We start from the raw sequence: 25,099 nt of genomic DNA, 5'->3' as shown, positions 1-25,099 counted from the left end.
GCGCGCGGGAGGTGCTGACGTGCACGGAAGCGGTACGGGAAGCGAAGGCCGGGTCACCGCCGGAGGTGGTGTGGACCAGGAGTTCCTCGCCCTCGAACGGGAACTGGCGGTCTTCCTGCGGCGCGCCCGCGCCCAGTCCGGCGAGATGGCCCGCGAGGTCCACCCCGAGCTGGAGCCCGCCGCCTACGGCCTCTTCGTGCGCCTCGACGACGCCGGACCCCAGCGGGCCACCGAACTCGCCCACTACTTCGGCGTCGGCAAGGCCACCATGAGCCGCCAGCTCCGCGCCCTGGAGGACCTCGGGCTCGTCGCCCGCGACCCCGACCCCGCCGACGGCCGCGCCTCGCTGGTCCGCCTCACCGAGGAGGGCCGCAGCCGCTTCCGCAGGGTCCGCGACGCCCGCCGCGAACGCTACGTCCGCAAACTCGCCGACTGGGACCGCGCCGAGGTCGCCGAACTCGCCCGCCTCCTGAACCACTTCAACCTCCGCTCGGAGGGCTGAGGCCGGGCGGGCGTCAATGGTCCGCCAGCTCCGCGTACACCGCCGTCGCGTCGTCGTGCAGCTTCCAGCGGCGCGCCCCGCCCGCCCGCGCGTCGGCCGCCTCCAGGGCCCGCACCCGGCCCAGCAGGCCGGCCGGGCCCTCCAGGCGGAGCACGCCGAAGCAGTCCGCCCAGCCGCCCTCGGCGAACAGCTCCACCCAGCGGCTCGCCCCGTCCGTGAGCGCGGCGAGCGCCCGCACCTCCGCGCGCGGGCTCGTCCCGGTCACCGCCCGCCCCGCGACCGCCGGGTCCGCCGCCGCGGTGAAGAAGCCGCCCTCGCGGTTCCGCAGCCGGTCCGTCGCCTCCAGGGAGCGCAGCACCTCGTCCGGCACCCGGTCGAGCCGGTCGTCGAGCACGGCCCGCACCGTCCCGTCCGGGCCCTCCAGGAGGAGCGCGGAGTCGGAGAGGACGAGGTGCTCGACCGACGCCTCGTCCCAGCGGGCGAGGACCACGGTCGCCTGCGGCGTTCGCACGTGAGAAAGGTCACAGGTGTCGCGGTGGGCGTCCGCGGTGCGCCGGATGGCCAGCGACAGGATCTCGGACAGGGGCATGTCCCGGCGGGAACCGGACAGTTCGGTCAAAGCCCCGCCCAGTCGCGCGGTGAACCACGGGACCGTGTGCACACAACCGTCATCACCGGCGGGCGGTGTGACGCCGTCGAGCAGGACGACCGTCCCCCCGCTCCCCGAGGCGGGCAGGGCAGCGGCCGCCCAGTCCTCGTTGGGGCGTTCGGGGCTGCCGGGAAGGGAGGCGACTTCGCTGCGCATGGCATCCAGTGTGCCCGCCCCCGCGTGCTCCCCGGTGAACTCCTTCACGAGACCTGCAAATGACCGGAAAAGGCCTGTACCAACCCCGCGGAGATGGCGCCCGAGCCGGAAGGGGCACCTCCGGGGAGCTGCGGGCGGGCATCCTGCCAAAGCCCGCCCGGAAGATCCAACCGGCACTCCGCGCGAGCCCCCGGCGGCCGCCGCCGGAAGTTGTTCGCCAACTACTGAGTGTTGTTCACTCGTTCGGGTGGCGGAGCGGCCGATGCCCGCCCCCTTGCCGGAAGCGCTGGGAGGGTCGGAAGCCTTACCAGGGGTGGGGGCGCTCCATGTGACCGGCCGTCACCTCTGCTTCATCGGCGGACGAATCAAGAATGCGAGCACCGGTGCAGAAGAAGCGGCCTCGGAGCAACAACGGCACGCAGAGTCAGACCCCCGGTGAGCCGCAGGCCCCCGCCGGCCGGCCCAAGCGTGTCCGCAACCGGCTGGTCGCCGGCGTCGCCCTCGTGGGCGTCACCGTCCTCGCCGCCGGAGCCCCCGCGATCCTCGCCGCCTCCACCGAGCTCACCGAGTCCCAGCGCCTCGTCACCCTCGCCGAACTCGACCGGCAGGCCGTCACCCTGGCGCACTCCCTCGCCGACGAGCGCGACGAGGTCGTGGCGTACATCGCCGCCGGACGCGAGAACCAGAGCGGCGACGCGAAGCACGAGCGACGGATCACCGAGGCCCGGTCCACCCGGGTCGACCGCCAGATCGACGAGATCCGCCCCGCCGCCTCCGCCGACCTCCGCCGCGACCTCGCCGGAGTCCCCTCCGTCCGCCGCACCGCGCTGACCGGCAAGGGCACGGCCCTGGAGGCCCACAAGGCGTACTCGGACATCATCGGCAAGCTCCAGGCCCTCGCCGACGAGCTGGCCGACAAGACCCCGGCCCGCGCCTCCGACGCCGCCCTCACCGAGGCCACCCGCGCCCCCGCCGCCCTCGGCCGCGCCGTCGAACAGGCCTCCGCCACCCGCGGCCTGCTCCTCGGCGCGCTCTCCGTGCCGCAGCCCGAGCCCACCGGGAACGTCCACTACGACCCGCAGACCGGCACCTACGTCGCCGACGAGCCCGAGGGCGCCGCCGAGGCCGAGCGCGCCCGCGACGGCCTCACCGCCGCCGCCCAGCAGGCCCGCGTCCGTGAACTCGCCGCCCTCGGCGACTTCGACCAGGCCGCCGGAGCCACCGCCCGCGACTCCCTCGCCGCCACCGTCACCGGCCCCGACGTCAAGAGCGCCGAGCTCGCGCTCGCCCAGCTCACCGACCAGCCCAAGCTGACCGAGGCCGAGCGCGGCACGGACCCGGCCGGCCTGGAGGCCGCCCTCTCCGCCCGCGTCGAGCAGATGCGCGGCGTCGAGTCCGCCCTCGCCACCGAGCGCGTCGAACGCCTCGCCGCGCTCCGCGACGACGACGTCGAGGCCCTCGAAATCCGCATCGCCTTCCTCGGCGGCTGCCTCCTCGTCGCGATCGGCATCTCCACCTACGTCGCCCGCACCCTCACCCGGCCGCTCGCCGTGCTCCGCCTCGGCGCCGCGCGGCTCGCCGCCGCCCCCGAACCGCACGCCGAGGAAGCGGTCCGCTTCACCGGGCGCAACGACGAGTTCGCCCAGGTCGTCCGCTCCCTCAACACCCTGCACGGCAAGCTCTCGGGACTCGCCGCGCAGACCGAGCGGCTCACCGACGAGCGCGCCGAGCTGGTCGCCGCCAAGGACGCCGCGGCCGCCGAGCTCGCCGCCCAGCGCGCCGACCTCCAGGGCCGGGTCGCGCTCCTGACCGCCGACCTCGAACGGCTCAGGAACTCCGTCCACCACACCTTCGTCAACCTCTCGCTGCGCAGCCTCGGGCTCGTCGAGCGGCAGCTCGGCGTCATCGAGAAGCTGGAGGAGCGCGAGCAGGACCCGGACCGCCTCGCGACCCTCTTCAAGCTCGACCACATGGCGACCGTCATGCGCCGCCACAGCGAGAACCTCCTCGTCCTGGCCGGCCACGAGCACGTCCACGGCCACGCCGGGCCCGTCCCGCTCGTCGACGTGCTGCGCGCCGCCGTCAGCGAGATCGAGCGGTACGAGCGGGTCACCATCCAGTCCCTGCCGCCGCATGCCCAGGTCGCCGGCTTCGCCGCGGACGACCTGAGCCACCTGGTCGCGGAACTCCTGGAGAACGCCACCTCCTTCTCGCCGCCCGACGCCGAGGTCCAGCTCTCCGGCTGGCTCCTGGAGAGCGGCGAGGTGATGCTCTCCGTGCAGGACGCGGGCATCGGCATGACCGCCTCCCGGTTCGCCGAGCTCAACGCGCGCCTGGCCGAGGCCGACCCCGACGCCTTCGAGGGCGAGGGGCTCGGCATGCGGGTCATCGCCCTGCTCGCCGCCCGTCACGGGGTCCGCGTCGAGCTGCGCGAGCAGAAGCCGGGCGGCACGGCGGCCGTCGTGGTCCTGCCGCTGCCCCTGCTGCCGACCACCCCGCCGACGGCCGTGACGGAGCCCGTACGGGTCGCGGGCGCCGGGCCCGTGCTCCAGCTGCCCGGCTCGGCCGCCGAGGCCAACTCCAACACCCTGCCGTCGCGCAACCGCGACCCGCTCGTGGACGCGGCGGAGGCCGCGTTCCTGGCGGCGGAGACGGAACAGCCTCAGGAGCGGGCCTCCGCGCCCGAGGAGACGCAGGAGCCGGAGGCGGCCTACGCCCCCGAGCCGGAGGCGGTGCACGCCCCCGAGCCGGAAGCCCCGCACGAGGTCTCGCACGAGGCCCCGCACGAGGCCCCGCACGAGGTCCCGTACGAGGTCCCGTACGAGGCCCCGTACGAGTCCGTCTCCGAGACCACGCTCCAGGTCCGGCTGCCCGACCCGCCGCCGGAGCCCGACACCCACGAGCGCGCCGCCGACGGCGAACCGGTCCCGGCCGAAGCGCCGGCGCCGGTCCCGGACCCGATCCCGGTCCCGGCCGAAGCGCCGGCGCCGGTCCCGGACCCGGTCCCGGGCCCCGAAACGGACCGGGCGGGGGAGCCTTCCGCCGACGGGACCGTTCCCGGACCGCGCCCCGCGCAGTGGGAGCGGGTCACCGACAAGGGCCTGCCCAAGCGCACCCCGCAGGTGGTCCGCCAGCCCGCCGCCGCCACCACGCCCCGCCAGGGCGGCGTGGACGCGGAGGCCCTGCGCCGCCGGCTCGGCGGCTTCCACCAGGGCGCCAAGGCCGGGCGCCGGGACGTGGAGGCGGAGCTGGACACGGCGCGCCCGGAAGGCGCGAGCACGACACGCACAGAGGAGATGACGGGGGACACAGTCGAGGAGGCACGCAGTTGACCGCGACGGGAACGTTCGGACTGAGCACGGAAGCCCGCAACCTGCAATGGCTGCTGGGGAATCTGGTGGAGGAGGTCCCGGGTGTCCGCTCGGTGACCGTCGTCTCCTCCGACGGCCTGATGCTGCTCTCGTCGGACCCGGCCACCCAGCAGGCCGGCACGGTCGCCGCCGAAGCCGGCCGTCCCGAGGGGCCGCGCGGCTCCAGCGCCGATCTGGCCACCATCGTCTCCGGGATCGGCAGCCTCACCATCGGCGCCGCCCGGCTGATGGACGGCGGCGGCGTCAAGCAGACCATGGTCGCCATGGAGGAGGGCAGCGTCTTCGTCATGTCGATCAGCGACGGCTCGCTGCTCGGCGTGCACGCCACGCCCGACTGCGACATGAGCGTCGTGGCGTACCACATGGCGCTCTTCGTGGGCCGCGCCGGTCACGTACTCACCCCCGAAGTCCGCAGTGAGCTGCGCAAATCGATGGAGAGCACCCAGTGACGGCGATGTCCTCGGCTCATCACGCCTTCAAGCTGCCGGTACGCGGGGAGGGACGGCGCCCCGCGCGCGTGCGCCCGTACTCGCTGACCGGCGGCCGTACCCGCTTCGGTCACATCCTGCTCGTCGAGACCTTCGTGGCCGCGCTCGAAGCGCCCGCGGCCCGCAAGGTCCTGACCGACGGCGGGCCCGCCGCCCGCGGGCTGATGCCGGAGATGCGGGCCATCGTCGAGATCTGCCGCAGGATGCGGACGGTCGCGGAGATCTCGGCGCTTCTGAAGATGCCGTTGGGGGTCGTCCGGGTGCTGCTCAGCGACCTGGCCGACCAGGGAAAGATCCGTGTGTACGGGACCGGTCACGGCACCGGCCAGCCCGACCGCGCGCTCCTCGAAAGGGTGCTGAGTGGACTCCGTCGTCTCTGACGCCACCGCCGTCTCCGAAACCCCGGCGTTCGCCGGCATCCCCGCCCAGCCGGGTCCCGAGGATCCCGTGCCCGACACCGAAGAGGGCGCCCAGGACTGGCAGCTCGACCTCACCCGCGCGCCGATCGCCACGAAGATCGTCGTCGCGGGCGGGTTCGGCGTCGGCAAGACCACCTTCGTCCGCGCCGTCTCGGAGATCACCCCGCTCCAGACCGAGGCGCTGATGACCCGGGCGAGCGAGGACACCGACGACCTCAGCGCCACCCCGGACAAGCTCACCACCACGGTGGCGATGGACTTCGGGCGGATCACCCTCGACAACGACCTGGTGCTGTACGTCTTCGGCACGCCGGGGCAGCAGCGCTTCTGGTTCATGTGGGACGACCTGGTGCGCGGGGCGATCGGGGCGATCGTGCTCGCCGACACCCGCCGGCTCACCGACTGCTTCCCCGCGCTCGACTACTTCGAGAGCTGCGGGCTGCCGTACATCGTGGCGGTCAACCACTTCGAGGGCACGGAGCTGTTCGAGGCGGAGGACGTCCGGGAGGCCCTGACCGTGCCCGCGCACGTGCCCGTGGTGATCATGGACGCGCGCAAGCGGTACAGCGTCGTCGAGAGCCTGCTCGCGATGGTCGCGCACGCCCTCGACGCCACGCCCGAATAGCCCGCCCCTCCCGATCAGCTCGACACCGTTCGACCCGTCACGCCCAGGAGCCCCGCCCATGCGGAAGATACTCATAGTCGGCGCCGGCCAGTCCGGCCTGCAGCTCGCCCTCGGACTCCAGTCGCAGGGGTACGAGGTCACCCTCATGTCGAACCGGACCGCGGACGAGATCCGCAACGGCCGGGTCATGTCCACCCAGTGCATGTTCGACACCGCCCTCCAGCACGAGCGGGACCTCGGCCTCAACTTCTGGGAGTCCCAGGCCCCGCGCATCGAGGGCCTCGGCGTCTCCGTCGCGGGTCCCGACTCGGGCCGCCTGATCGACTGGGTGGGGAAGCTCGACGGGTTCGCCCAGTCCGTCGACCAGCGCGTGAAGATGGCCGGCTGGATGGACACCTTCGTCCAGCGCGGCGGCCAGCTCGTGATCCACGGCGCGGCGGTCGGCGACCTCGACTACTTCGCCCGCGGCTACGACCTGGTGCTCGTCGCCGCCGGCAAGGGCGAGCTGGTCTCCATGTTCGGCCGTGACGCGTCCCGGTCGCCGTACAGCGAGCCGCAGCGCGCCCTGGCCGTCGCGTACGTCCACGGCCTCGGCCCGCGCCCCGAGCACCCCGACTTCGACGCGGTGCGCTGCAACGTCGTCCCCGGCGTCGGCGAGCTCTTCGTCATGCCGACCCTCACCACCGGCGGCCGCGCCGACATCCTCTTCTGGGAGGGCGTCCCGGGCGGCCCGCTCGACGTGTTCCGGGGCGTCAAGGACCCCTCCGAGCACCTGGCGCTGACGCTGGAGCTGATGGAGAAGTTCACGCCCTGGGAGTACGCGCGGGCGACCAAGGTGGAGCTCACCGACGCGGGCGGCACCCTCGCCGGCCGGTACGCGCCGACCGTCCGCAACCCCGTCGGCCGGCTCCCCGGAGGCGGCCTGGTGCTCGGTGTCGCCGACGTCGTCGTCGCCAACGACCCGATCACCGGCCAGGGCTCCAACTCGGCGTCCAAGTGCGCCGCCGCGTACCTCGCCGCCATCGTCGAGCAGGGCGACGGGCCCTTCGACGAGGAGTGGATGCGGGGCACGTTCGACCGCTACTGGAAGACGGCCCAGCACGTCACCAAGTGGACGAACGCGATGCTGGCGCCCCCGCCGGAGCACGTCCTGAACCTCCTCGGCGCGGCCGGCCAGCTCCAGCCCGTCGCCGACCGCTTCGCGAACGGCTTCGACGACCCGGCCGACTTCGAGCACTTCTTCTTCGAGGAGGAGAAGACGAACGCCTACCTGGCCTCGGTCGCCGGGAGCTGACCGGGCCGAATCCGGTGGATGCGGCGGGCCCCCGGAGCCGATCATGAGGGCATGTCCCAGCAGAACACCCTCTCCCGCGTGGACGCGGACCTCGCCGCGGGCCGTGTGCCCATGGCGCGTCAGCGGCTGCGCGGGCTGGTCTCCTCGTTCCCGTACGACCTGACGCTGCGCCGCCGGCTCGCCGAGGTGTACCGGCTGTACGGGGACGCGGCCGAGGCGGGGCGCTGGGGGTACCTCGAAGAGGACCGGTGCCCGGAGGAGACTGCCGCCTTCGAGGAGCGGTACGCCTCTCCCGCGCGGCGGATGAGGGCCCTCGCGTGGCGCGGGCCCGAGGCGCTCGCCGCCACCGCCTTCGCCGAGGGACGGCTGGCGGCGGTGCGCGCCGCCCGCGTCGCGGAGCTGGGGTGACCGGTCGACTGGGACGACGCCGCCTCCTACGGGGAGGACGCGGACGAGGAGCGGGCGCCGGACGGCGGCGGCTGGACGGTCGCGGGCGTACTGGCCGGCCTCGGCTGCCTGGCCGGGACCGTCGCCTTCCTGGCGGTCTGGGTGATCGGTGTCCTCGCGCTCTTCGCGTAGCCGGCCTCCGCACGGCGGACCGCGAGCGGCGCCAGCAGGCCGGTCACCGCGAAGAGGGCGCCCACGGCGAACCAGCCCGGGCGCCCCCAGCCGATGCAGAGGGCGATGAGCAGGCCGGGGCCGAGCGCCTCGGAGAGGCCCGCGCCCAGGCCGAAGACGCCCAGGTACTGGCCGGTGGCGTGAGGCGGCGCGAGCGCGTACGACACCTCGAAACCGCCCGCCGCGTGCCACAGCTCGCCGACCGTGTGGACGACCACGGCGGTCAGGAGCAGGACGACCGCGACCGCGACGGGCGTCCCCGCGGAGAGCGAGACGAGGGCGCAGGAGACCAGGAAGGCCGCCCCGGCCCGCCGGTAGGCGCGGCCGCCGGCCCGGGGCGAGTCGACGCCGCGGCTCGCCCGCACCTGGAGGCCGACGACCAGGACGGTGTTGGCGAGCATCGTGCCGGAGACGAGCCAGTGCGGGGCGGTGGTGGACCCCACGAGCCAGAGCGGGATCGCGACGGTGAGCACCTTGAACTGGATCGCCATCACGCCGTCGAGTGCGGTGAGCGCCAGATAGGGGCGGTCCCGCAGCGCGATCCACCGGGGGCCGCGGGCGGCGGGAGCGGGGGCGACCGGCGGCAGCAGGAACAGGACCGCGGCCGAGGCCGCGAACGCGCACGCGTTCCCGGCCACGAGGACCTGGTACGCGCCGAGCGTGCCGACCTGCACCGCCCACCCCGCGAGGAGGGCGCCGACGGAGATGCCGACGTTGGTCACGGCCCGCAGGTACGCGCGGAACTCCTGGGGCCGGTCCCCTCCGTGGTGCCGGATGAGCGGCGCCCGGGCGGCGAGTCCCGCCGCCTTCGCGCCGGTGGCCGTGGAGACGGCCAGCACGAACGGCCAGAAGCTGTCGGCGAGGACGAAGGCCGCCGTGGCGAACGCCTGCACCGTCAGGGTGGCCACGTAGACCCCCCGCGCCCCGCGCCGGTCCGCGAGGTGCCCCACGGCGATGCCCACGGCGAGTGACAGGAGCCCGGCGATGCCGAGCCCGAGACCCACGGCGGCCGCCGGGAGCCGCACGGCCTGGGTGAAGTACAGGACACCGGCGGTCAGGAAGAGCCCGCTGCCGACGGCGTTGACGAAGTTGGAGGTGGCGAGGGCGCGTTGGGGCCGGGTGTCCGGAAGCGTTCTGGGCATGGCGGAGCTCCGTGTCCGGGTCGTCGAGCACCGGCGGCGATCGACCTGCGGTAAGGACTCCGGTAGCTTCTTGGATATTACGCATGAAGGCAAGAGGGGTGCGGGGCACGGGAGTTCAGCTCCGGTCGTATCCCTCGTCGCCGCCGTCCCTGGCTCCCTCGGGGAGCGTCGGCGGGCTGTACGCCTCCAGGGCCGTTCCCCCCGGATCCGGCCGTACGGCCCCGAGCACCGGGTTCGCCGCGAGCGGTGAGACCTTCACCTTCCCGCCGGGGCGCGGCGCCTGCACCACCAGGCCCTCGCCGAGATAGAGCGCCACATGGGTCGCGCCCGGGAAGTAGACCACCAGATCGCCCGGGCGGAGCTCGGCGAGCGGCACCCGGGGCAGGCTCGCCCACTGCTCCTGGCTGGTCCTCGGCAGTTCCCGGCCGGCCGCCGCCCAGGCCTGCTGCGTCAGCCCCGAGCAGTCGTACGCCTCCGGGCCCTCCGCCCCCCACTCGTACGGCTTGCCGATCTGCTCCACCGCGAAGCGCAGGGCCTCCGCGCCCGCCCGTGACGGGGTGCGCGCGCCGTCCAGGACCCCGGAGTCGAGCAGCTCGCGCTGCGCCCCGGCGGTCTGGACGCGTTCGAGCTCGGTCAGCCGGGTCAGCTGCTCCGGCGACAGGCCGGCGAGCAGCTTCTCCACGTCGAGCAGTCTGGCCCGCACCTCGTCGCGCCGCAGGCGCTGTGCCGAGGCGAGCCCCTGCTGCCGGTCGAGCGCCTTGCGGGAGGCGCTCGCGAGGCTGCCCGCCTGCCGCTCGGCGCTCGTGAGCCGGGTGACGGCGGTGACGCGTTCACGGGACGCGCGGGCCATCAGATGCCCCTCGTCCAGGGCCGACTGGGGGTCCGCGGCGAAGAGCAGCCGCAGGTACGAGGAGATCTCGGACCGGCCCTGGTACTGGTCCCGGGCGATCCGTCCGGCCGCGGCACGGCCCTCGGCGAGGGCGGTCCGCGCGGCCGTGAGCCGCGCGGTGACCTTCTTCGTGTCGGCGGCCTGGAGCTTCAGCGCCTCCTCGGCCGCGTTGTACCGCTCGGTCGCCTCCTCGGCCTGCCGGTAGACCGTCCGCAGCCGGGTGAGCAGCGCGCCGACGGAGTCCCCGCCGGGGGGCGGGAGCGCGCCGGCGTCGTCCTCGGCGGGGGGCGCGGCCGGGGCGGTGGTCCCTTCGGCGGGGGGCGCGGTGGCGTCGCCCTCTCCCGGGGGCGCGGCCGTGGGGGAGGGGGTCGTGGCCTCCGGGAGGGAGGGATCCAAGGGTCCCGCCGACGGGTTCACCGCTTCCGTCGACGGGTCCACCGGTTGCGTCGCGGGGTCCACCGGTCCCACCGGTTCCGCCGACGGGTCCGCCCAGGCGACGGGGGCCTCCGCGGGCGGGTCCACGGGTGGGTCCGGGGCCGCGGCCGTGGCGGGCGGGGGGCCCGTCAGCAGCCCTGTGAGCAGTCCCGTGAGCGCCGTCGCCGTGGCGAGCGCCCCCGGGCGGACCGAGCGGACCGAGCGCACCGCGTGCGGCAGCCTTCGCGTCACGTCACCACCTCCACGGGGATGATGACGGCTCACTTCATCCGATTACCGTATGAATCGGGGCGCGCCTCGCCGTGTCACCCGTTCGGCCTCGGGGCCGGCTTCGACCACGGCCACCGCACCTCCCGCCGCTCCCGCCCCTCGGGGGCGTACACGTAGATCCAGCCGCGCTGGAGCCCGAGCCGCTTCGTGTAGCCCGAGGGCTCGCGCCGGTACGTGTGCAGGGTCGGCGGGTGCCCGTCGTGCGCCGGGACCGGGATCTCGTACCACTTCGGGGGGTGGCCGATCGGGCCGAGCAGGATCGGCAGGGTCCGGCCGTCGAGGGGGCCGCCGCGGAAGGAGGTGTTCTCGCTCTTCACCCCCACAGTCTCTCCCGGCCCGCCGGGTCAGAGCAGGTGCGCCGCCTCGTCCAGCACCGGGATCACCCGGCGGGCCAGCGTCGCGACCGGTCCGTCGGGCGTCTCCTGCGCGAGCAGTCGCCGTACGACGTCCGCCGTCTCCTCGTCGCCCGCCGCGGTCGCCGCGAGCAGGGCGACGAGATGGTCGACGAGCCACTCCCGCAACGCGCGCGCGGGCGGCCGCTTCTCCTCGTCGAGCCAGATGAGCGAGGCCGCCTCGACGGCGGCGATCCACGTCCGGACGAGCATCCCGAGCCGGGGTCCCGGCCGCCCCGCCCCGAGGTGGACGAGGATCTGCTCGGCCGCGGCCCGCCGGACCTCGTCCACGATCGCGGTGGTCCGGGAGGTCTCGGCGACGCTGCCACCGCGGAGCAGGGCGCTGAACCCGGCGTCGTGCTCGTCGACGAAGGCCAGGTACCGGTCGAGCACCCGGCCGAGCCGCTCGGTGGGCGGTCCGGTCCGCGGCTCGGCGAAGCAGCGGTTCAGGGCGTCGGCGGAGGAGCGCAGGGCCGCCTCGTACAGCTGCTGCTTGCCGCCGGGGAAGTAGCGGTAGACGAGGGGCCGCGAGACGCCGGCCGCCTCGGCGACGTCGTCGAGCGAGACGTCCTCGGGTGCCCGGTGGGCGAAGAGCCCCTGGGCGGTGTCGAGGAGCTGCCCGCGCCGCTCCTCGACGCTGAGCCTGCGGTACGCGGGGGTGGCGGCGCTCGTCATGGACCGCAGCGTAACCGCGCGGCGGCTCCCCGTGGGGCGCGTGGCCCCGGGGAGGGCCTCCCGGTCCGGCAATCGCCTCCGTACGACTTGTTGACGATCCGTCTACCACCGTGTGAGCCTGCTGGAAACGGACGGAAGGAGTCGTCAGTGTCGACGCACGACCTCTACGTGAACGCCCCCGCCGGACCCGTCTGGGAGGTGCCCGCCGCCGGAGCGGCCCGCTTCTCCTGGGACTACGACGACGGCCGCGAGCGCCTCCTCGCCCTCTACCAGAAGGGCAAGGACAAGCAGTGGGACGGTGCCACCCGGATCGACTGGGGCATCGAGGTCGACCCGTACGACCCGCTCGGCACCCCCGATGAGGTCCTCACCCTCCACGGCACCCGCCACTGGGCGAAGATGACCGAGAAGGACAAGGGCGACCTGCGCCGGCACTACTCCTCCTGGCAGTTCAGCCAGTTCCTCCACGGCGAGCAGGGCGCCATGGTCTGCGCCGCCCGGATCGTGGAGTCCGTCCCCGACCTGGACGCCAAGTTCTACTCGGCCACCCAGACCATGGACGAGGCCCGGCACGCCGAGATCTACGGCCGCTTCCTCCACGAGAAGATCGGCATGCTCTACCCGGTCAACGACAACCTCCAGGGCCTCCTCGACGACACCCTGCGCGACTCCCGCTGGGACATGCCCTACCTCGGCATGCAGGTCCTGATCGAGGGGCTCGCCCTCGCCGCCTTCGGCATGATCCGCGACACCACCGACAAGCCGCTGCCGAAGCAGATCCTCGCGTACGTGATGCAGGACGAGGCCCGGCACGTGGCCTTCGGCCGGATGGCACTGCGCGACTACTACCGGCAGCTGACCGACGCCGAGCTCCGCGAGCGCGAGGAGTTCGTCATCGAGGGCTGCCACCTCATGCGCGACCGGCTGCGCGGAGTGGAGGTCCTGGAGAACTTCGGCATCCCGAGGAAGGAGGCCGAGGAGCTCAGCGAGCAGAGCGAGTTCCTGCACCTCTTCCGCAAGCTCCTCTTCAGCCGGATCGTCCCGTGCGTCAAGGACATCGGCCTCTGGGGCGCACGCCTCCAGAAGGCCTACCTCGACATGGGCGTCTTCGACCTGGGCGACTCCAACCTGGACCTGCTGATGCGTCAGGACGAGGAGATCGCGGAGGCCCTGGACCGCGAACGCTTCGCGGCGGAGGAGGCCGAGCGGGTCGCCGAGGTGGAGGCGGCGATCGAGGAGGGGGCGGCGGAGGTGTCACAGGGGTGACGTAGCGTGCCGTCATGAGCATGCCTCCGCCCCCGCAGAGTCCGCCGCCCCACCCGCCGTACGGCGGTCCCGTACCGGTCCCGCCGCAGCCCGGCGCCTTCGGGGCTCCGCAGGGGTACCCGCCGCACGGCGTCCCGCCGCAGTACCCCGGGTCGGGCGCGGGAGCCTGGGGGCAGCCGCCCCTGGGTCCCCCGCCGAAGAAGAAGCTGTCGGCCGGAGCGATCGTCGGCATCGTCCTCGGGGCCCTGGTCGTGGTCGGCGGCATCGGCTACGGGGTCAAGGCCGGGCTCGACGGCCTCACCGGTCCCTTCCCCGAGGCGAGGAACAGGCTGGTCGTCCCGAAGACCGTCCTCGGCGGCGAGTTCACCCTCGTCTCCGACCTCTCCGACACCCAGGGCAAGGAGATCGAGGACACCCCCGACCTCACCGTGAAGAACGCGAAGGCGGCGGTCGGGCAGTACAGCGGCAAGGACGGGTCCGTCCTCGTCCTCTCCGGGCTGTACGGGCAGATCAAGAGCCCCGGTACCACCCGCTCGTCCATCCTCAGGGGGGCCGCCACCGACAAGGGCTCCACGCTCGCCGTGAAGCCCAGGGACTTCACCCCCGCCGGGTACGACGTGACCGTCAGCTGCCAGGTCACCACGTCGAAGAGCGGACTCGGCGCGACGACGCTGCCCATGTGCGCCTGGGGCGACGAGAACACCGCCGCCGCCGTCGCCGTCGTCGGTGCCGGGGAGGCCACGGCCGACCCGAAGGACATCGACCTGGCCGCACTCGCCGAGAAGACGGTCAGGATCCGCGCCGAGATCCTCAAGCCGATCGGCTGACATCCCCGCGGCCGGGGCCCCGGCGGACCCGGCTACGGGTTCCGCGCCTCCGCCTCCAGCCTCAGCGCCTCCTCCATCACGGCCTTCGCGACCGGCGCCGCGCTGCCGCCCCCGCTGATGTCCGTACGGGCGGCCTCCGCGTCCTCGACGACGACCGCCACCGCGACCGCCGGCCGGGCCGAGTCCTCCGCCTGCGCCCAGGCGATGAACCAGGCGTACGGGGTGCCGGTGTTGCCGAAGCCGTGCTGGGCGGTGCCCGTCTTGCCGCCCACCCGGGCCCCGGGGATCGCCGCGTTCGTCCCCGTGCCCTCCTCCACGGCCCGCAGCATCAGCCGCTGGAGCTGCATCGCCGTCGCGGGGTTCATCGCCTGCCGGTAGCTGCGGCGGCCCGTCCGGTCCACGGTCGTGCCGCCGGAGGTCGTCGTGCGGTCGACGAGGTACGGCTGGGCGATCTCCCCGTTGTTGGCGACGGCCGCCGCCACCATCGCCATCTGCAGCGGCGTCGCCGTCGTGTCGAACTGCCCGATCGACGACAGCGCCAGCTGGTCCGGGCTCATCTCCCGGTCGAAGTTGGACTTGGCCACCCAGGACGGCACCCGCAGCCCCGCGTCGTTGAAGCCGAACCGCTGGACCGCGTCGACCATCCCCGTGAGACCCACCTGCACCCCGAGCCCGGCCATCACCGTGTTGCAGGACCACTGGATCGCGTACGCGAGGGAGGCGTCGCCGCAGCCCTTCGCCTCGTTCGGCAGGACCTGCCGGGTGCCGGGCAGCACGAACGGGTCCGGAGTGTCCGTCGGCGCCTCCACGTCCCGCACCACCCCCGCGTCCAGGGCCGCCGCCGCCGTCACGATCTTGAAGGTGGAGCCCGGCGGGTACGTCTGCCGCAGCGCCCGGTTCAGCATCGGCTGGTTCGGCGAGGAGTTGAGCCGCCGCCAGGCGTCCTCGACCCCCCGGCCCGTCCCGGAGAGGACCCCCGGGTCGTACGAGGGCGAGCTGACCAGCGCCAGGATCCGGCCGCTGGACGGCTCGACCGCCACGACCGCGCCCCGCTTCCCGTCGAGCCCCCGGAACGCCGCCTCCTGCATCGGGGCGCGGATCGTGGTCAGCACGTCGCCGCCGGGCTGCCGCCCCCGGGTGAGGTCGTCCCAGAGGGGCAGCGGTGCGAGCATCGGGTCGGTGCCCGCGAGGATGTCGTCCTCGGCGTTCTCGACGAGCGTCGTGCCGTACGTCTGGGAGGCGTAGCCGGTCAGCGGCGCGTACAACGGCCCCCGGGTGTAGGTCCGTTCCCAGCGGAGCTGCTGCCCGCTGTCCCGGGAGCCGGTCACCGGCGTCCCGTCCACGACGATCTCGCCGCGCGGCTTCGCGTACCGGTCGATCGCGATGCGGCGGTTGGCCGGGTCGTCGTCCAGGGACTCGGCCTCGAAGACCATCACCCGGGCGGCGTTCACGAGCAGCGCGACGAGGAGGATCAGACAGAGGGCGGCGGCCCTCCGGATGTACCGGATCACCGCGCGCCTCCCGACGTGCGGGCGGGCCCGGTCACCGCGCGCCCTCCCCGATGCGGCTGAGCTCCCCGGTGTCCGCGTCGTCCGGCTGGGGTGCGCGGGCCGAGTCGCTGACCCGGATGAGGAGGGCGACGATCACCCAGTTGGTCACCACGGAAGAGCCTCCCTGGGCGAGGAACGGCATCGCCATGCCGGTCAGCGGGATCAGGCCCATCACCCCGCCCGCGATGACGAAGACCTGGAGCGCCACGATCGAGGCGAGGCCGATCGCGAGGAGCCGCCCGAACGGGTCGCGCAGCGACAGCCCGGCGCGGTAGCCGCGGGCGACGAGCAGCGCGTACAGCAGGAAGAGCGCGGTGAGGCCGACCAGGCCCAGCTCCTCGCCGGCCGTCGCCAGGATGAAGTCGGACTTGGCGGCGAAGCCGATGAGGACGGAATGGCCGAGGCCGAGCCCGGTGCCGAGCATCCCGCCCGCGGCGAAGGCGAAGAGCGACTGGGCGAGCTGCCCCGGTCCGTCACCCGCGCGGATGGAGGCGAAGGGGTCGAGCCAGTCCTGCACCCGGCTGTGGACGTGCGGTTCGAGCGAGCCGACGAGGAAGGCCCCGGCGGAGGCCAGGACGAGGCCGACCGCGATCCAGCCGGTCCGGCCGGTCGCCACGTACAGCATGATCACGAAGAGGCCGAAGAAGAGCAGCGAGGTGCCCAGGTCGCGTTCCAGGACGAGGACGCCGACGCTCAGCAGCCAGATGGCCACGATCGGCCCGAGGACCCGGCCCGTCGGGAACTGGAACCTCCAGATGCGGCGGCCGGTGTACGCGAGCGCGTTGCGGTTGGCGGCGAGGTAGGCGGCGAAGAAGACGGCGAGCAGGATCTTGGCGAACTCGCCCGGCTGGAAGGACAGCCCGTCGACCCTGATCCAGATCTTGGCCCCGTTCACCGCGGGGAAGAAGATCGGAAGGATCATCAGGCCGAGCGCGGCGGCCACCGACACGTACGCGTAGCCCTGGAGCGTGCGGTGGTCGCGCAGCAGCGCGACGACCACGATGAACAGCGCCACCCCGAGCGTCGACCAGACCAGCTGCGTCGCCGCCGCCTGGTCCTTGGGCGTCTCCAGGTCCAGGCGGTAGATCAGCACCAGGCCGAGGCCGTTGAGCAGGACCGCGATGGGCAGCAGCAGGGGATCGGCGTAGGGGGCGCGGAACCGGACCGCGAGATGCGCGACCAGCGCGAGGAGCCCGAGCCCCGCCCCGTAGCGCGCGGCGTCGGGCGGCACGGCGCCGCTGCGGGCGAGGCCGACCTCCGCGTAACCGAGGACGGAGATCAGGACCGCGCCGATCAGGAGCGACAGCTCCACGCCGCGCCGCTTCGGGACACGGATGCCGGGCGGGGGTGCGTCCGGGCGCCGTGGTGCGGTCATGGCCGCAACGTAGCAAGCGGTATGCCCTATGTCCCTTTTGTGTGACGGTGTGCCGTCGCTCCTCCGTGCCGGAGGGCTGACGGCGTGCGGTCCCGCCTCCGTGTCGGAGGGTCGACGGTGTGCGGTCCCTCCTCCGCGTCGGGGGCCGACGGTGTGGCGGCTACTCCTCCGTGTCGGAGGGCGCGAGCCGCACGTACTCCGGCAGCCGCAGCCGGGCCTCGGCGCCCCCGTCCGGGGCTCCGGCGAAGACCAGCTCGGCGCCGATCACCTCCGCCTGCCCCACCGCGATCGTCAGCCCGAGACCGTGTCCCTTGCCCCCGCTCTCGGTACGGAACCGCTGCGGCCCCGACTCCAGGAGGTACGCCGGATAGCCCGGTCCGTGGTCCCGCACCGAGACCACCGGGCCGTCGACCGTGACCACCACCGGCGGTGCCCCGTGCCGGTGCGCGTTGGCCACCAGATTGCCGAGGACCCGCTCCACCCGCCGCCGGTCCGTCTCCACCGTCGCGTCCCGCACGACCCGCACCTCGGTGTCCGTGCCGGAGGCGCGCACCACCCGCTCGGCGAGCGGCCCGAGCTCGTGCACCGCCAGGTCCACGGTCTCGGTGCGGGCGTCGAGCCGCGAGATCTCCAGGAGGTCCTCGGTCAGCCCGCGCATCGCCCGCACCCTGTCCCGTACGAGCTCCGAGGGCCGCCCCTCCGGCAGCAGCTCGGCCGCGGCCGAGAGGCCCGTCAGGGGGGTCCGCAGCTCGTGCGCCACGTCGGCGGTGAACCGCTGCTCGGTCTGCAGCTTGCGCTGGAGCGAGGAGGCCATGGTGTCGAGCGCCCCGGAGACCGTGGCCACCTCGTCCTGCGGGCGCGAGGGGTCCTTCGTCCGGGGATCGTCCACGCGCGCGTCGAGGTCGCCGGCGCTGATCCGGCGGGCCACCTGCGCGGTGAGGTGCAGCCGACGGGTGACCCGGGTGACGGCGAAGACGCCGACGAGCAGGGTGGCCCCGATCGCCAGCACGGAGGAGCCGAGGATCGACCGGTCGAGCGCGTCGATCGTCTCGGCGCTCTGCGTGTAGTCGAGGCGGACGGCGAGGGCCCGGCCGTCCGCCGGCCCGGCCGCCCACATCGTCGGCCGGCCCTCGTACTCCGTGACCGCCGTGCCGCGCTCCCCGCGCGCGGCGAGCGCCCGGAGGGAGGCCGGGAGGCCCGGCGGATCCACACCGGCGAACCGGGGGAGCGGCTCGCCCGCCTCGTACAGCCCGCTGACCTCGGTGAGCCGCGTCAGGGCCTTGTCCCGGGAGTCGCTCACCGTCTGGCCGGCCACCGACACATGGACGAGGACGCCGAGCAGCGCGGCGAGGGCGCAGCACATCACCGCGATGAAGAGCGCGGCCTTCCAGGTCAGGGTCGCGGTCCAGGCGGGCCGCCGCGGCGTCCTCACGGCGTCGCCTCGGGGAGCGCGGGCGAGGGCGCGGGCGCGGGGGTGCGCGGCGGGACGGGCGTCGGGCTCACCAGGCGGGGCGCGGGGACCGTCGAGGGGCCCGTGCCGGGCGGCTTCACCCGGATGATCTCGTCCCGGGTGGGCAGCATGCTGCCCTGCTCCTCGTCCCAGGTCCAGGCGGTCCGGTACTCGTACCCGGGGATCCCCGCGGAACCGACCCGCAGGATCAGCGCCCGGCCGGCCAGCTCCACGCTGATGACCTGGTCGACGGTGGACATGATCCGGGTCAGGCCGCCGTTCTCGGCGAGGTAGACCCGCACCGCGACCTGCTGGTCCGGCATCCGGATCCCGACGATGAGCTCGTCCCGGCCGTTGCCGGTGAGGTCGCGGTAGTACGGCCGCATGACCGGGCAGGCGGCGGGGGCCGTGCCGCAGGCCTCGATCGCCCGGGCGGTCTCCGCGTACAGGCCGTCCGCTCCGGAGCGGGCGTCGGGGTGGGCGCGCACCTCGGCGCGGACGACCGCCACCGGGTCGACGGAGCGGACGTCGTTGTCGGGGACCTCGACGCCGGGGACGCGCTGGGTGTCGGACTCGCCGTAGTCGATCGGAGGGTTCGTGGCGGGCGGCAGATCGGGCCAGAGCCGGACGGGTCCCACGGCGGTGGGCGTGGGACCGGCGCTCCTGAGCCCGCCCTCGCGGCCGCCGCAGCCGGTGAGCACGACGGCGAGACCGAGCGCGCACAGGGCCACGCCCGCGGCGCTCCGGACTCCGCGCGGTCTCACTCTGCTCCTGCTCCTCGGTGGTCGTTCGGCGGGGGGTCGGCTCACCCGGCTCCCAGTAGACCTTATGCGGAGTGAAGTCCTTTTTGTCTCATCATCCGATGATCATGGGACCGACGGGGGTCTCGTGGCGGCGGCCGGCGGGGTGCGGTCCTGATCGCTGTGGGCTTGCGCGGGCCCGGTGTGGTCCGGACCGCACCGGGGTCCCTCGGGGGTGGGGTGCCGTGCGGACCGTCTCCCGGATCCCGCCCCCTGGACCCCCCCCCGCAACTCCCCCCGGAACATCGCGCCCCGGAATGTCCCCGGTACGTGCGCCCGGGGCGGGTGTCCGGGGCGGGTGTCCGGAACGTTTCTTCAGGGCGTCCCGAAGGTGACTAGAACCCCCCGCGCTCCATCCGCGCCAGCGCCGCCCGGCAGAGGGTCAGGAGCTTCTCGTCGACATGGATGTCATGGCTGCCGGACGCACCCTCACGGGCGTTGTGGCGGCGCCTGCGGGTCAGCTCCGTGAGGATCACCAGCTGCGCGTCGGTGGCCGCCGGGCCCATCTCCGCCAGGCACTCCGCGATGTCCACGCGCGCGTGCCGGTTCTCCTCCCAGGCCGCGAGCAGCACCGGCAGCGCCGTCGACGCGTCGCCGGACACCCGCCACAGCGCCGCCGCGCCGCGCACCCGCACCCACAGGTCCCGCGAGGCCAGGCCGGGCAGCAGGGCGGGGGCCGCCGAGGCCGCCGCCGGGCCGATCTCGCCGAGCGCCTGTGCCGCGGCGGCCCAGTCCGTGGCCGCCGCACCCGGCCGCAGCCACCGCTCCAGGGCCGGCAGCACGTCCCCCCGGTCCCCCTCGGCCGCCCACAGGGCCCGCGCGGCCGCCGTGGCGACCGCAGCCGACTCGGCGGCCAGGAGTCTTCGCAGGTCCGGTACGGCCTCCCGGGCGGCGGGCCCGAAGGCGGTCAGGGTCCGCAGCGCCGCCTCCCGCACCCAGTCCCGCCGGTGCGCCGGCGCCCCGCGCAGCACCCGCAGCACCTCCGGCAGGGCCTGGGCGCCCCGCACGGCCGCCAGGGCGTACAGCAGCGGCGCCGCGCGGTCGTACAGCCGCTCGTCGAGCTCCACCTCCGCAAGCCGGCGCCGCAGCAGCGGCGCGAGGATCGCCGCCGACGGGCCGAGGCCGTCCATGGCGTACAGCAGCTCGCGCCGCACCTCGGGCTCCTCCAGGGCGCGGGCCAGCAGCGGGACCGCGCGGGTGTCCCCGGCGCGGGCCAGCGCGAGCAGCGCCCCGTCCCGCCCGGACCGGCCGACGAAGGCCTGGTTCGGGCGGGGGGGAGCGGTGGACGGCACCGCGGCCAGGCGCGCCGCCAGCGCGTCGGCGGCGGGCGCGCCCAGCTCGAAGACCCGCTCCAGGAAGGACGTGGCGGCCTCCCGGAGCCGGGGCTCGGGGTCCTGGAGCTGCGCGCCCACGAGCCGGACGACCTCCTCGTACCGCCCGCGCCAGATCCGTATCAGACCGCCGCACAACCAGATCGCGTCCGAGCGCTGTCCCCAGTCCGGGCTGCGCAGCTGCGCGACGATCAGGGCGATCCGGTCGTCGACCCGGTCGTCGAGCGCGGCGTGCAGGGTCCGCAGCAGCTCCTCGGTCCACGGCGCGGGCCGGCCGGCGGCATGCTCCTCCAGCAGCTCGCGGACCTGTCCTATGAGGGTCGGCGTCGCGGCGCGCTCGCCGCCCGGGACGGCCGGCCCGCTCGCCGAGGTCCTGATCTCCTCCAGGAGCCCCGTCACCCACGGCACGACATCGTCCGGAATGTCACCGGGCGCGCAGCGCGCCCGCTGCGCGAGCGCGGCGAGCCGGAGCCCGGGGTCGTGGGCGGCGCGGGCGAGCCAGTCGAGCCAGTCGACGGTCTCGGTGCGCAGGGCGGCGTGCCGCAGGGCGATCCGCCCGACGGCGGCCACCAGGGCGAGCCGCACCTCGGTGTCCCGCTCGACGGTGAGCCGCTCCCGCAGCAGGGTCAGCACCCGGGCGGGCTCGGGGTGCAGGGAGGCGAGCGCGCACGGCGCCGCGAGCCGCACCTCGGGATCGGCGTCCGAGACGAGCCCGAGGAAGACGTCGGCCCCCGCGGCGATGGCGGCGGCGGCCATCGCGTAGTTGGCGGCGGGGATGAACTCCTCGTCCTCCGCGCCGAGTTCGTCCAGTTCCTCGTCGTCGTCGAGCTCGATGCCGCCGATGCTGGTGAGGAGCTCGACGAGGGAGCCCCGGTCCTGGACGCCGGGGTCGGCGACCAGTTCGAGGAGGAAGGGGATGCAGGCCAGCGTCGAGTCGTAGACGTCGCCCTGGTGGTGCACCGCCCCGTACATGCCGTCGAGTGCGGTCTCGCGCTCCGCGGGGTCGGCGGAGGCGAGCCCTCGGAGCAGCTCCGGCACGTCGTCCGCGGGGCCGTACGCATGCCCCAACGAGGCCCAGTCGACCTCCTCGATCCCCGTCAGCATTGCCAGGCCGCCTTCCCCGTGAGCGCTGTGCCAGGCAGCAAGTGTGCACCACGGGAACGACAACAAAGCCGAACCGGCGACACCTGCCGTGCCCGGGGCGCCTGTTGCGGTCTCTTTGCGCCATGTACGGTGCGGAGCAGGGCAGTTGCGCTCGGTATATGAACGGTGGAGAACCGCCCGGCCGACCCCGTCCGCCTCGCCCCGCCGGCCCCGTCCGCCGCGCCCCCCCGGACCGGACCGCGGCCGAGGCCTTCCGCCCCGTCGGCCCCGTCGACCCCGTCGACCCCGGTCCGGCCCACCCGTGTCGTCCCCCGGCCGCCCAGCGGTGGCACCCCCTGGTCCGCCCCCCTGCTGTCGTCCGCCCCCTGCTGTCGTCCCCCCCGCTGTCGTCCCCCCCGTTGTCGTCCCCCGCGTCACCCCTCCGACCGGACCCGCACGAAGGCCGGTGTCCCGTGCCGCCCCGCGACCTGGCGCAGCTCGACCGGGAGCGGCGGGTCGACCCAACGCACCGGCCCGTGCTCCGGATCCTCCGCGAGGGGACCCGCGCGCTCGCCCGCCAGCTCGCCGACCTGCCGCGACTGCGCCGGGGTCAGCCGGGGCGAGGTGGTCTGCTCGCTGCCGTCGGGGAGCCGTACGACCAGGGCCCGGGGCCGCTCCGGGGGCCCGACGAGGCCGATCAGGAGGGCGTCGCTCGTGTCGGAGTGCCGGACCTTGCGCCAGGCCCAGGTGGAGCCCGCCCGGTAGGGCGCGTCGAGCCGCTTCGCGACGACCCCCTCCACGCCCGCGTCCCGCAGGTCCCGGAACCAGCCCCGCGCGGTCTCCTCGTCCGAGGTGGCCAGGACCCGCTGGAGCGGCGGCTCGGCCTCCCGCAGGGCCGCCCCGAGCAGCTCCCACCGGTCGCGGAGCGGCAGCGCCCGTACGTCGCGCCCGGGGACGGCGAGCAGGTCGAAGGCGACGTAGGAGACGGGCACCCCGGCCCGGACCCGGTCGGCGTGCGAGCGGAGCAGGTCGGTGAAGCTCAGCCGCCCGTCCCGGTAGGCGCACAGCTCGCCGTCGAGGACGATCCCCGGCGGCAGCTGGTCGCGGAGGTGGGCGGCGATGCCGGGGAACTCCGGCGCGAGGTCCCGGCGGGAGCGGGACTGGAGGACGACCCGCCCGGCGTCGAGGACGAAGGCCAGGGCGCGGAAGCCGTCCAGCTTGAGGGAGTACTGGAGGTCCCGGGGCGGCTCCGCCTGCGCCGGGATCTCGTCGGCGGGCCGGGGCCGCATGACGTCGACGGGAGGCAGCAGCGGGACGGCGGCGTGCCCGGCGGCTCCGGAGATCCCGCCGCCCACGCCCGCCCCGGGGGCCCCGCTCACGGCACGGCTCCCGCGCGCTCGGGCGCGAACAGGGGCGCCAGGAGGTCCCCGTACTGCTCCATACGTGGCGCGATGTCGCCCATGAGAAGGACAAGCGCCGAGGGATCGGAGGGGTCGCCGGGGCCACCGGGACGGCCGCCCAGGCCTCCCCGCCCGCCCCGGTCGGCGAGGGCGGCGCACGCCTCCACCTCCTCCCAGGTGACGGGCGCCGAGACGGTGGGCCGGGCACGCGCGCGCAGGGTGTAGGGGGTGGCGGTCGTCTTCGCGGCGGCGTTCTGGCTGTGGTCGACGAAGACCTTCCCGGACCGCAGCGCCCGCGCCATCCGGTGCGTGACGAGGTCCGGCAGCGCCGCCTCCGCCTCGACGGCGAGCCGCTTGGCGTACGCGGAGACGCGCGGGGACGGCGTCGGCACCACCGGGACGAGGAGGTGCAGGCCCTTGGAGCCGGAGGTCTTGGCGAAGGGCTCCAGGCCGTCCGCCAGGAGCCGCTCGCGCAGGTGGAGCGCGACCCGGCAGCAGTCGGCGACCGCGGCGGGCGCTCCCGGGTCGAGGTCGAACACGAGCCGGTCGGCGACGGCGGGGGAGGAGGCGCGCCACTGGGGCGTGTGGAACTCCACGACGAGGTTCGCGGCCCACATGAGGGAGGGCAGGTCCTCGATCACCACCTGGCGGGCCCGGGGGTCCTCGGAGCGGGGCACGGGGGTGGTCCTCACCCAGGAGGGTGTGCCGGGCGGCGGATTCTTGGTGAAGAAGAGCTGCCCCTCGGGGCCGTCGGGGTAGCGGAGGAAGGACACCGGGCGGTCGCGCAGATGGGGCAGGATCAGGGCTCCGACGGTCGCGTAGTAGTGGAGCACCTCGCCCTTGGTGGTGCCGGTGACCGGGTGGAGCACCTTGTCCAGGTTGCTGAGCGCCAGGCGCCGCCCCTCCACCTCTGTGATCGGCGTCATACGATGAGAATCCCACGTTTACGGGTGATTCGACTCGAAAGGGAAGAGACGTGCGATCCATCTGGAACGGCGCCATATCCTTCGGGCTGGTCAGCATCCCGATCAAGCTGGTGAACGCCACCGAGAGCCGGTCCGTCTCCTTCCGCCAGATCCACACCGAGGACGGCGGCCGGGTCCGCTACAAGAAGGTGTGCGAGCTGGACGGGGAGGAGGTCCCGCAGGCGGAGATCGGGAAGGCGTACGAGGACGCCGACGGGACCATGATCCCGATCACCGACGAGGACCTGGCCGCGCTGCCGCTGCCGACCGCCAAGACGATCGAGATCGTCGCGTTCGTGCCGGCCGGCGAGATCGATCCGCTCCAGATGGACGCCGCGTACTACCTGTCGGCGAACGGCGTGCCGGCGGCCAAGCCGTACACCCTGCTCCGCGAGGCGCTGAAGCGCAGCGACAGGGTGGCGCTCGCGAAGTACGCGCTGAGGGGCCGGGAACGGCTCGGCATGCTGCGGGTCGTGGACGACGTGATCGCGATGCACGGCCTGCTCTGGCCGGACGAGATCCGGGCCCCGGAGGGCGTCGCCCCGGAGACGCCGGTGACGGTGCGCGAGGCCGAACTGGACCTGGCGGACGCGCTGATGGCCACGCTGGGCGAGGTCGACATCACCACCCTCCACGACGACTACCGGACGGCGGTCGAGGAGATGATCGCGGCGAAGGCGGCGGGCGGGGAGGGTGTGGCGCCCCCGGCTCCGGGCGAGGAGGAGGGCGGCCGGGTCATCGACCTGATGGCGGCCCTGGAGAGCAGCGTCCGGGCGGCGAGGGAGGCGCGCGGGGAGGACGCGGTGGTGACGGAGCTGAAGCCGCGCGGGGCGGCGAAGAAGACGGCGAAGGCGACGCCTGCGAAGAAGACGGCCGAGAAGAAGACGGCCGAGAAGAAGACGACGGCGAAGAAGGCGACGGCGAAGAAGACGGCGGCGAAGAAGACGGCCACGAAGAAGACGGCCGCGCACAAGACGACCGCGCAGAAGCGACGCCCGGCCTGACCTCCAACTCCCCGCAAAGGCAACCAGACAGCCCGAAAGACCACAGCCCCCCGGTGATTGCACCGGGGGGCTCAGTGTTGCCCGAATCTGGGCAGGGAGGATCGCGAGAGCGCCCGAACTCCC

Annotated in this window: 20 protein-coding genes and 2 pseudogenes; 10 read left to right on the top strand and 12 right to left on the bottom strand. The window is 74.3% G+C overall.

What is annotated here, in order from left to right; all coding sequences use genetic code 11:
* Positions 1-19 precede the first annotated feature (19 nt).
* Positions 20-502 (top strand): MarR family winged helix-turn-helix transcriptional regulator, encoded by a 483-nt coding sequence (locus ACFV2S_RS18285; RefSeq protein WP_383794564.1) that lies wholly within the window; start codon positions 20-22, stop codon positions 500-502.
* Between the two features lie 13 nt (positions 503-515).
* Here the strand turns inward: ACFV2S_RS18285 and ACFV2S_RS18280 are convergent, their stop codons facing one another.
* Positions 516-1,307: a hypothetical protein gene (locus ACFV2S_RS18280; protein WP_385559717.1), complete on the bottom strand. Its 792-nt coding sequence runs from the start codon at positions 1,305-1,307 to the stop codon at positions 516-518.
* 371 nt (positions 1,308-1,678) lie between these two features.
* Here ACFV2S_RS18280 and ACFV2S_RS18275 point away from each other — a divergent pair, with 371 nt between their 5' ends.
* From ACFV2S_RS18275 to ACFV2S_RS18250, 6 genes and pseudogenes are all read left to right on the top strand, one after another.
* Positions 1,679-4,639 (top strand): nitrate- and nitrite sensing domain-containing protein, encoded by a 2,961-nt coding sequence (locus tag ACFV2S_RS18275; RefSeq protein WP_385559714.1) that lies wholly within the window; start codon positions 1,679-1,681, stop codon positions 4,637-4,639.
* Complete coding sequence (locus ACFV2S_RS18270; protein WP_383794555.1) at positions 4,636-5,127, top strand: roadblock/LC7 domain-containing protein; 492 nt, start codon at positions 4,636-4,638, stop codon at positions 5,125-5,127. The genes ACFV2S_RS18275 and ACFV2S_RS18270 overlap by 4 nt, the downstream gene beginning before the upstream one ends.
* A gap of 5 nt (positions 5,128-5,132) precedes the next feature.
* Positions 5,133-5,546, top strand: coding sequence for a DUF742 domain-containing protein (locus ACFV2S_RS18265; RefSeq protein ID WP_041134250.1), 414 nt, complete (start codon positions 5,133-5,135; stop codon positions 5,544-5,546).
* On the top strand, positions 5,527-6,210 hold the full coding sequence (locus ACFV2S_RS18260) for an ATP/GTP-binding protein (protein ID WP_385559710.1): 684 nt from the start codon (positions 5,527-5,529) through the stop codon (positions 6,208-6,210). Before ACFV2S_RS18265 ends, ACFV2S_RS18260 begins: the two co-directional genes overlap by 20 nt.
* A gap of 58 nt (positions 6,211-6,268) precedes the next feature.
* On the top strand, positions 6,269-7,504 hold the full coding sequence (locus ACFV2S_RS18255; protein ID WP_385559707.1) for a styrene monooxygenase/indole monooxygenase family protein: 1,236 nt from the start codon (positions 6,269-6,271) through the stop codon (positions 7,502-7,504).
* Between the two features lie 51 nt (positions 7,505-7,555).
* Positions 7,556-8,083: pseudogene (locus tag ACFV2S_RS18250) on the top strand (DUF6584 family protein).
* 272 nt (positions 8,084-8,355) lie between these two features.
* On the opposite strand, the pseudogene ACFV2S_RS18245 reads toward ACFV2S_RS18250, so the two are convergent.
* From ACFV2S_RS18245 to ACFV2S_RS18230, 4 genes and pseudogenes are all read right to left on the bottom strand, one after another.
* Positions 8,356-9,264 (bottom strand): annotated as a pseudogene (locus ACFV2S_RS18245) (MFS transporter); the annotation flags it as partial.
* Positions 9,265-9,379: 115 nt separating this feature from the next.
* Positions 9,380-10,819: an NlpC/P60 family protein gene (locus ACFV2S_RS18240; RefSeq protein WP_385559704.1), complete on the bottom strand. Its 1,440-nt coding sequence runs from the start codon at positions 10,817-10,819 to the stop codon at positions 9,380-9,382.
* A gap of 74 nt (positions 10,820-10,893) precedes the next feature.
* Positions 10,894-11,175: a hypothetical protein gene (locus ACFV2S_RS18235; protein ID WP_385559701.1), complete on the bottom strand. Its 282-nt coding sequence runs from the start codon at positions 11,173-11,175 to the stop codon at positions 10,894-10,896.
* 27 nt (positions 11,176-11,202) lie between these two features.
* Positions 11,203-11,925 (bottom strand): TetR/AcrR family transcriptional regulator, encoded by a 723-nt coding sequence (locus ACFV2S_RS18230; protein ID WP_385559699.1) that lies wholly within the window; start codon positions 11,923-11,925, stop codon positions 11,203-11,205.
* 147 nt (positions 11,926-12,072) lie between these two features.
* Here ACFV2S_RS18230 and ACFV2S_RS18225 point away from each other — a divergent pair, with 147 nt between their 5' ends.
* Both ACFV2S_RS18225 and ACFV2S_RS18220 read left to right on the top strand, forming a co-directional pair.
* Positions 12,073-13,191 (top strand): ferritin-like domain-containing protein, encoded by a 1,119-nt coding sequence (locus ACFV2S_RS18225; RefSeq protein WP_385559696.1) that lies wholly within the window; start codon positions 12,073-12,075, stop codon positions 13,189-13,191.
* A 14-nt stretch (positions 13,192-13,205) separates the two neighbouring features.
* A complete protein-coding gene (locus ACFV2S_RS18220; RefSeq protein ID WP_385559693.1) occupies positions 13,206-14,018 on the top strand; it encodes a hypothetical protein in 813 nt (270 codons plus the stop codon).
* A gap of 32 nt (positions 14,019-14,050) precedes the next feature.
* On the opposite strand, the gene ACFV2S_RS18215 is transcribed toward ACFV2S_RS18220, so the two are convergent.
* The 7 genes from ACFV2S_RS18215 to ligD form a co-directional block, all read right to left on the bottom strand.
* The gene (locus tag ACFV2S_RS18215; RefSeq protein ID WP_385559690.1) at positions 14,051-15,529 is read right to left on the bottom strand and encodes a penicillin-binding transpeptidase domain-containing protein; all 1,479 of its coding nucleotides are present in this window, start codon (positions 15,527-15,529) and stop codon (positions 14,051-14,053) included.
* Positions 15,530-15,560: 31 nt separating this feature from the next.
* On the bottom strand, positions 15,561-16,943 hold the full coding sequence (locus ACFV2S_RS18210) for an FtsW/RodA/SpoVE family cell cycle protein (RefSeq protein WP_385559687.1): 1,383 nt from the start codon (positions 16,941-16,943) through the stop codon (positions 15,561-15,563).
* A gap of 160 nt (positions 16,944-17,103) precedes the next feature.
* On the bottom strand, positions 17,104-18,375 hold the full coding sequence (locus tag ACFV2S_RS18205; RefSeq protein ID WP_385559684.1) for an ATP-binding protein: 1,272 nt from the start codon (positions 18,373-18,375) through the stop codon (positions 17,104-17,106).
* Positions 18,372-19,157, bottom strand: coding sequence for a hypothetical protein (locus tag ACFV2S_RS18200; RefSeq protein ID WP_385559681.1), 786 nt, complete (start codon positions 19,155-19,157; stop codon positions 18,372-18,374). Before ACFV2S_RS18200 ends, ACFV2S_RS18205 begins: the two co-directional genes overlap by 4 nt.
* Positions 19,158-19,528: 371 nt before the next feature.
* Positions 19,529-21,628, bottom strand: coding sequence for a HEAT repeat domain-containing protein (locus ACFV2S_RS18195; RefSeq protein ID WP_385559678.1), 2,100 nt, complete (start codon positions 21,626-21,628; stop codon positions 19,529-19,531).
* 413 nt (positions 21,629-22,041) lie between these two features.
* Positions 22,042-22,986: a DNA ligase gene (locus ACFV2S_RS18190; protein ID WP_385559675.1), complete on the bottom strand. Its 945-nt coding sequence runs from the start codon at positions 22,984-22,986 to the stop codon at positions 22,042-22,044.
* Positions 22,983-23,933, bottom strand: coding sequence for a non-homologous end-joining DNA ligase (gene ligD, locus ACFV2S_RS18185; protein WP_385559672.1), 951 nt, complete (start codon positions 23,931-23,933; stop codon positions 22,983-22,985). The genes ACFV2S_RS18190 and ligD overlap by 4 nt, the downstream gene beginning before the upstream one ends.
* A 50-nt stretch (positions 23,934-23,983) precedes the next feature.
* On the opposite strand from ligD, the gene ACFV2S_RS18180 reads away from it, so the two are divergent.
* Complete coding sequence (locus ACFV2S_RS18180; RefSeq protein WP_385559669.1) at positions 23,984-24,976, top strand: Ku protein; 993 nt, start codon at positions 23,984-23,986, stop codon at positions 24,974-24,976.
* The last annotated feature ends 123 nt before the right edge of the window (positions 24,977-25,099 follow it).

The sequence above is a fragment of the Streptomyces sp. NPDC059695 genome (assembly GCF_042733785.1).
In the GTDB taxonomy this organism is placed as follows: domain Bacteria; phylum Actinomycetota; class Actinomycetes; order Streptomycetales; family Streptomycetaceae; genus Streptomyces.
The sequence above is the reverse complement of the archived record's forward strand: the minus strand, read 5'-3'. Positions and strand labels throughout refer to the sequence as shown.

Excerpts from the sequence above, each read along its gene's own strand:
- ACFV2S_RS18220 (WP_385559693.1), top strand. The coding sequence starts at position 13,206 with ATGAGCATGCCTCCGCCCCCGCAGAGTCCGCCGCCCCACCCGCCGTAC.
- ACFV2S_RS18195 (WP_385559678.1), bottom strand. The coding sequence starts at position 21,628 with ATGCTGACGGGGATCGAGGAGGTCGACTGGGCCTCGTTGGGGCATGCG.
- ACFV2S_RS18230 (WP_385559699.1), bottom strand. The coding sequence starts at position 11,925 with ATGACGAGCGCCGCCACCCCCGCGTACCGCAGGCTCAGCGTCGAGGAG.
- ACFV2S_RS18275 (WP_385559714.1), top strand. The coding sequence starts at position 1,679 with ATGCGAGCACCGGTGCAGAAGAAGCGGCCTCGGAGCAACAACGGCACG.
- ACFV2S_RS18280 (WP_385559717.1), bottom strand. The coding sequence starts at position 1,307 with ATGCGCAGCGAAGTCGCCTCCCTTCCCGGCAGCCCCGAACGCCCCAAC.
- ACFV2S_RS18210 (WP_385559687.1), bottom strand. The coding sequence starts at position 16,943 with ATGACCGCACCACGGCGCCCGGACGCACCCCCGCCCGGCATCCGTGTC.
- ligD (WP_385559672.1), bottom strand. The coding sequence starts at position 23,933 with ATGACGCCGATCACAGAGGTGGAGGGGCGGCGCCTGGCGCTCAGCAAC.
- ACFV2S_RS18265 (WP_041134250.1), top strand. The coding sequence starts at position 5,133 with ATGTCCTCGGCTCATCACGCCTTCAAGCTGCCGGTACGCGGGGAGGGA.
- ACFV2S_RS18255 (WP_385559707.1), top strand. The coding sequence starts at position 6,269 with ATGCGGAAGATACTCATAGTCGGCGCCGGCCAGTCCGGCCTGCAGCTC.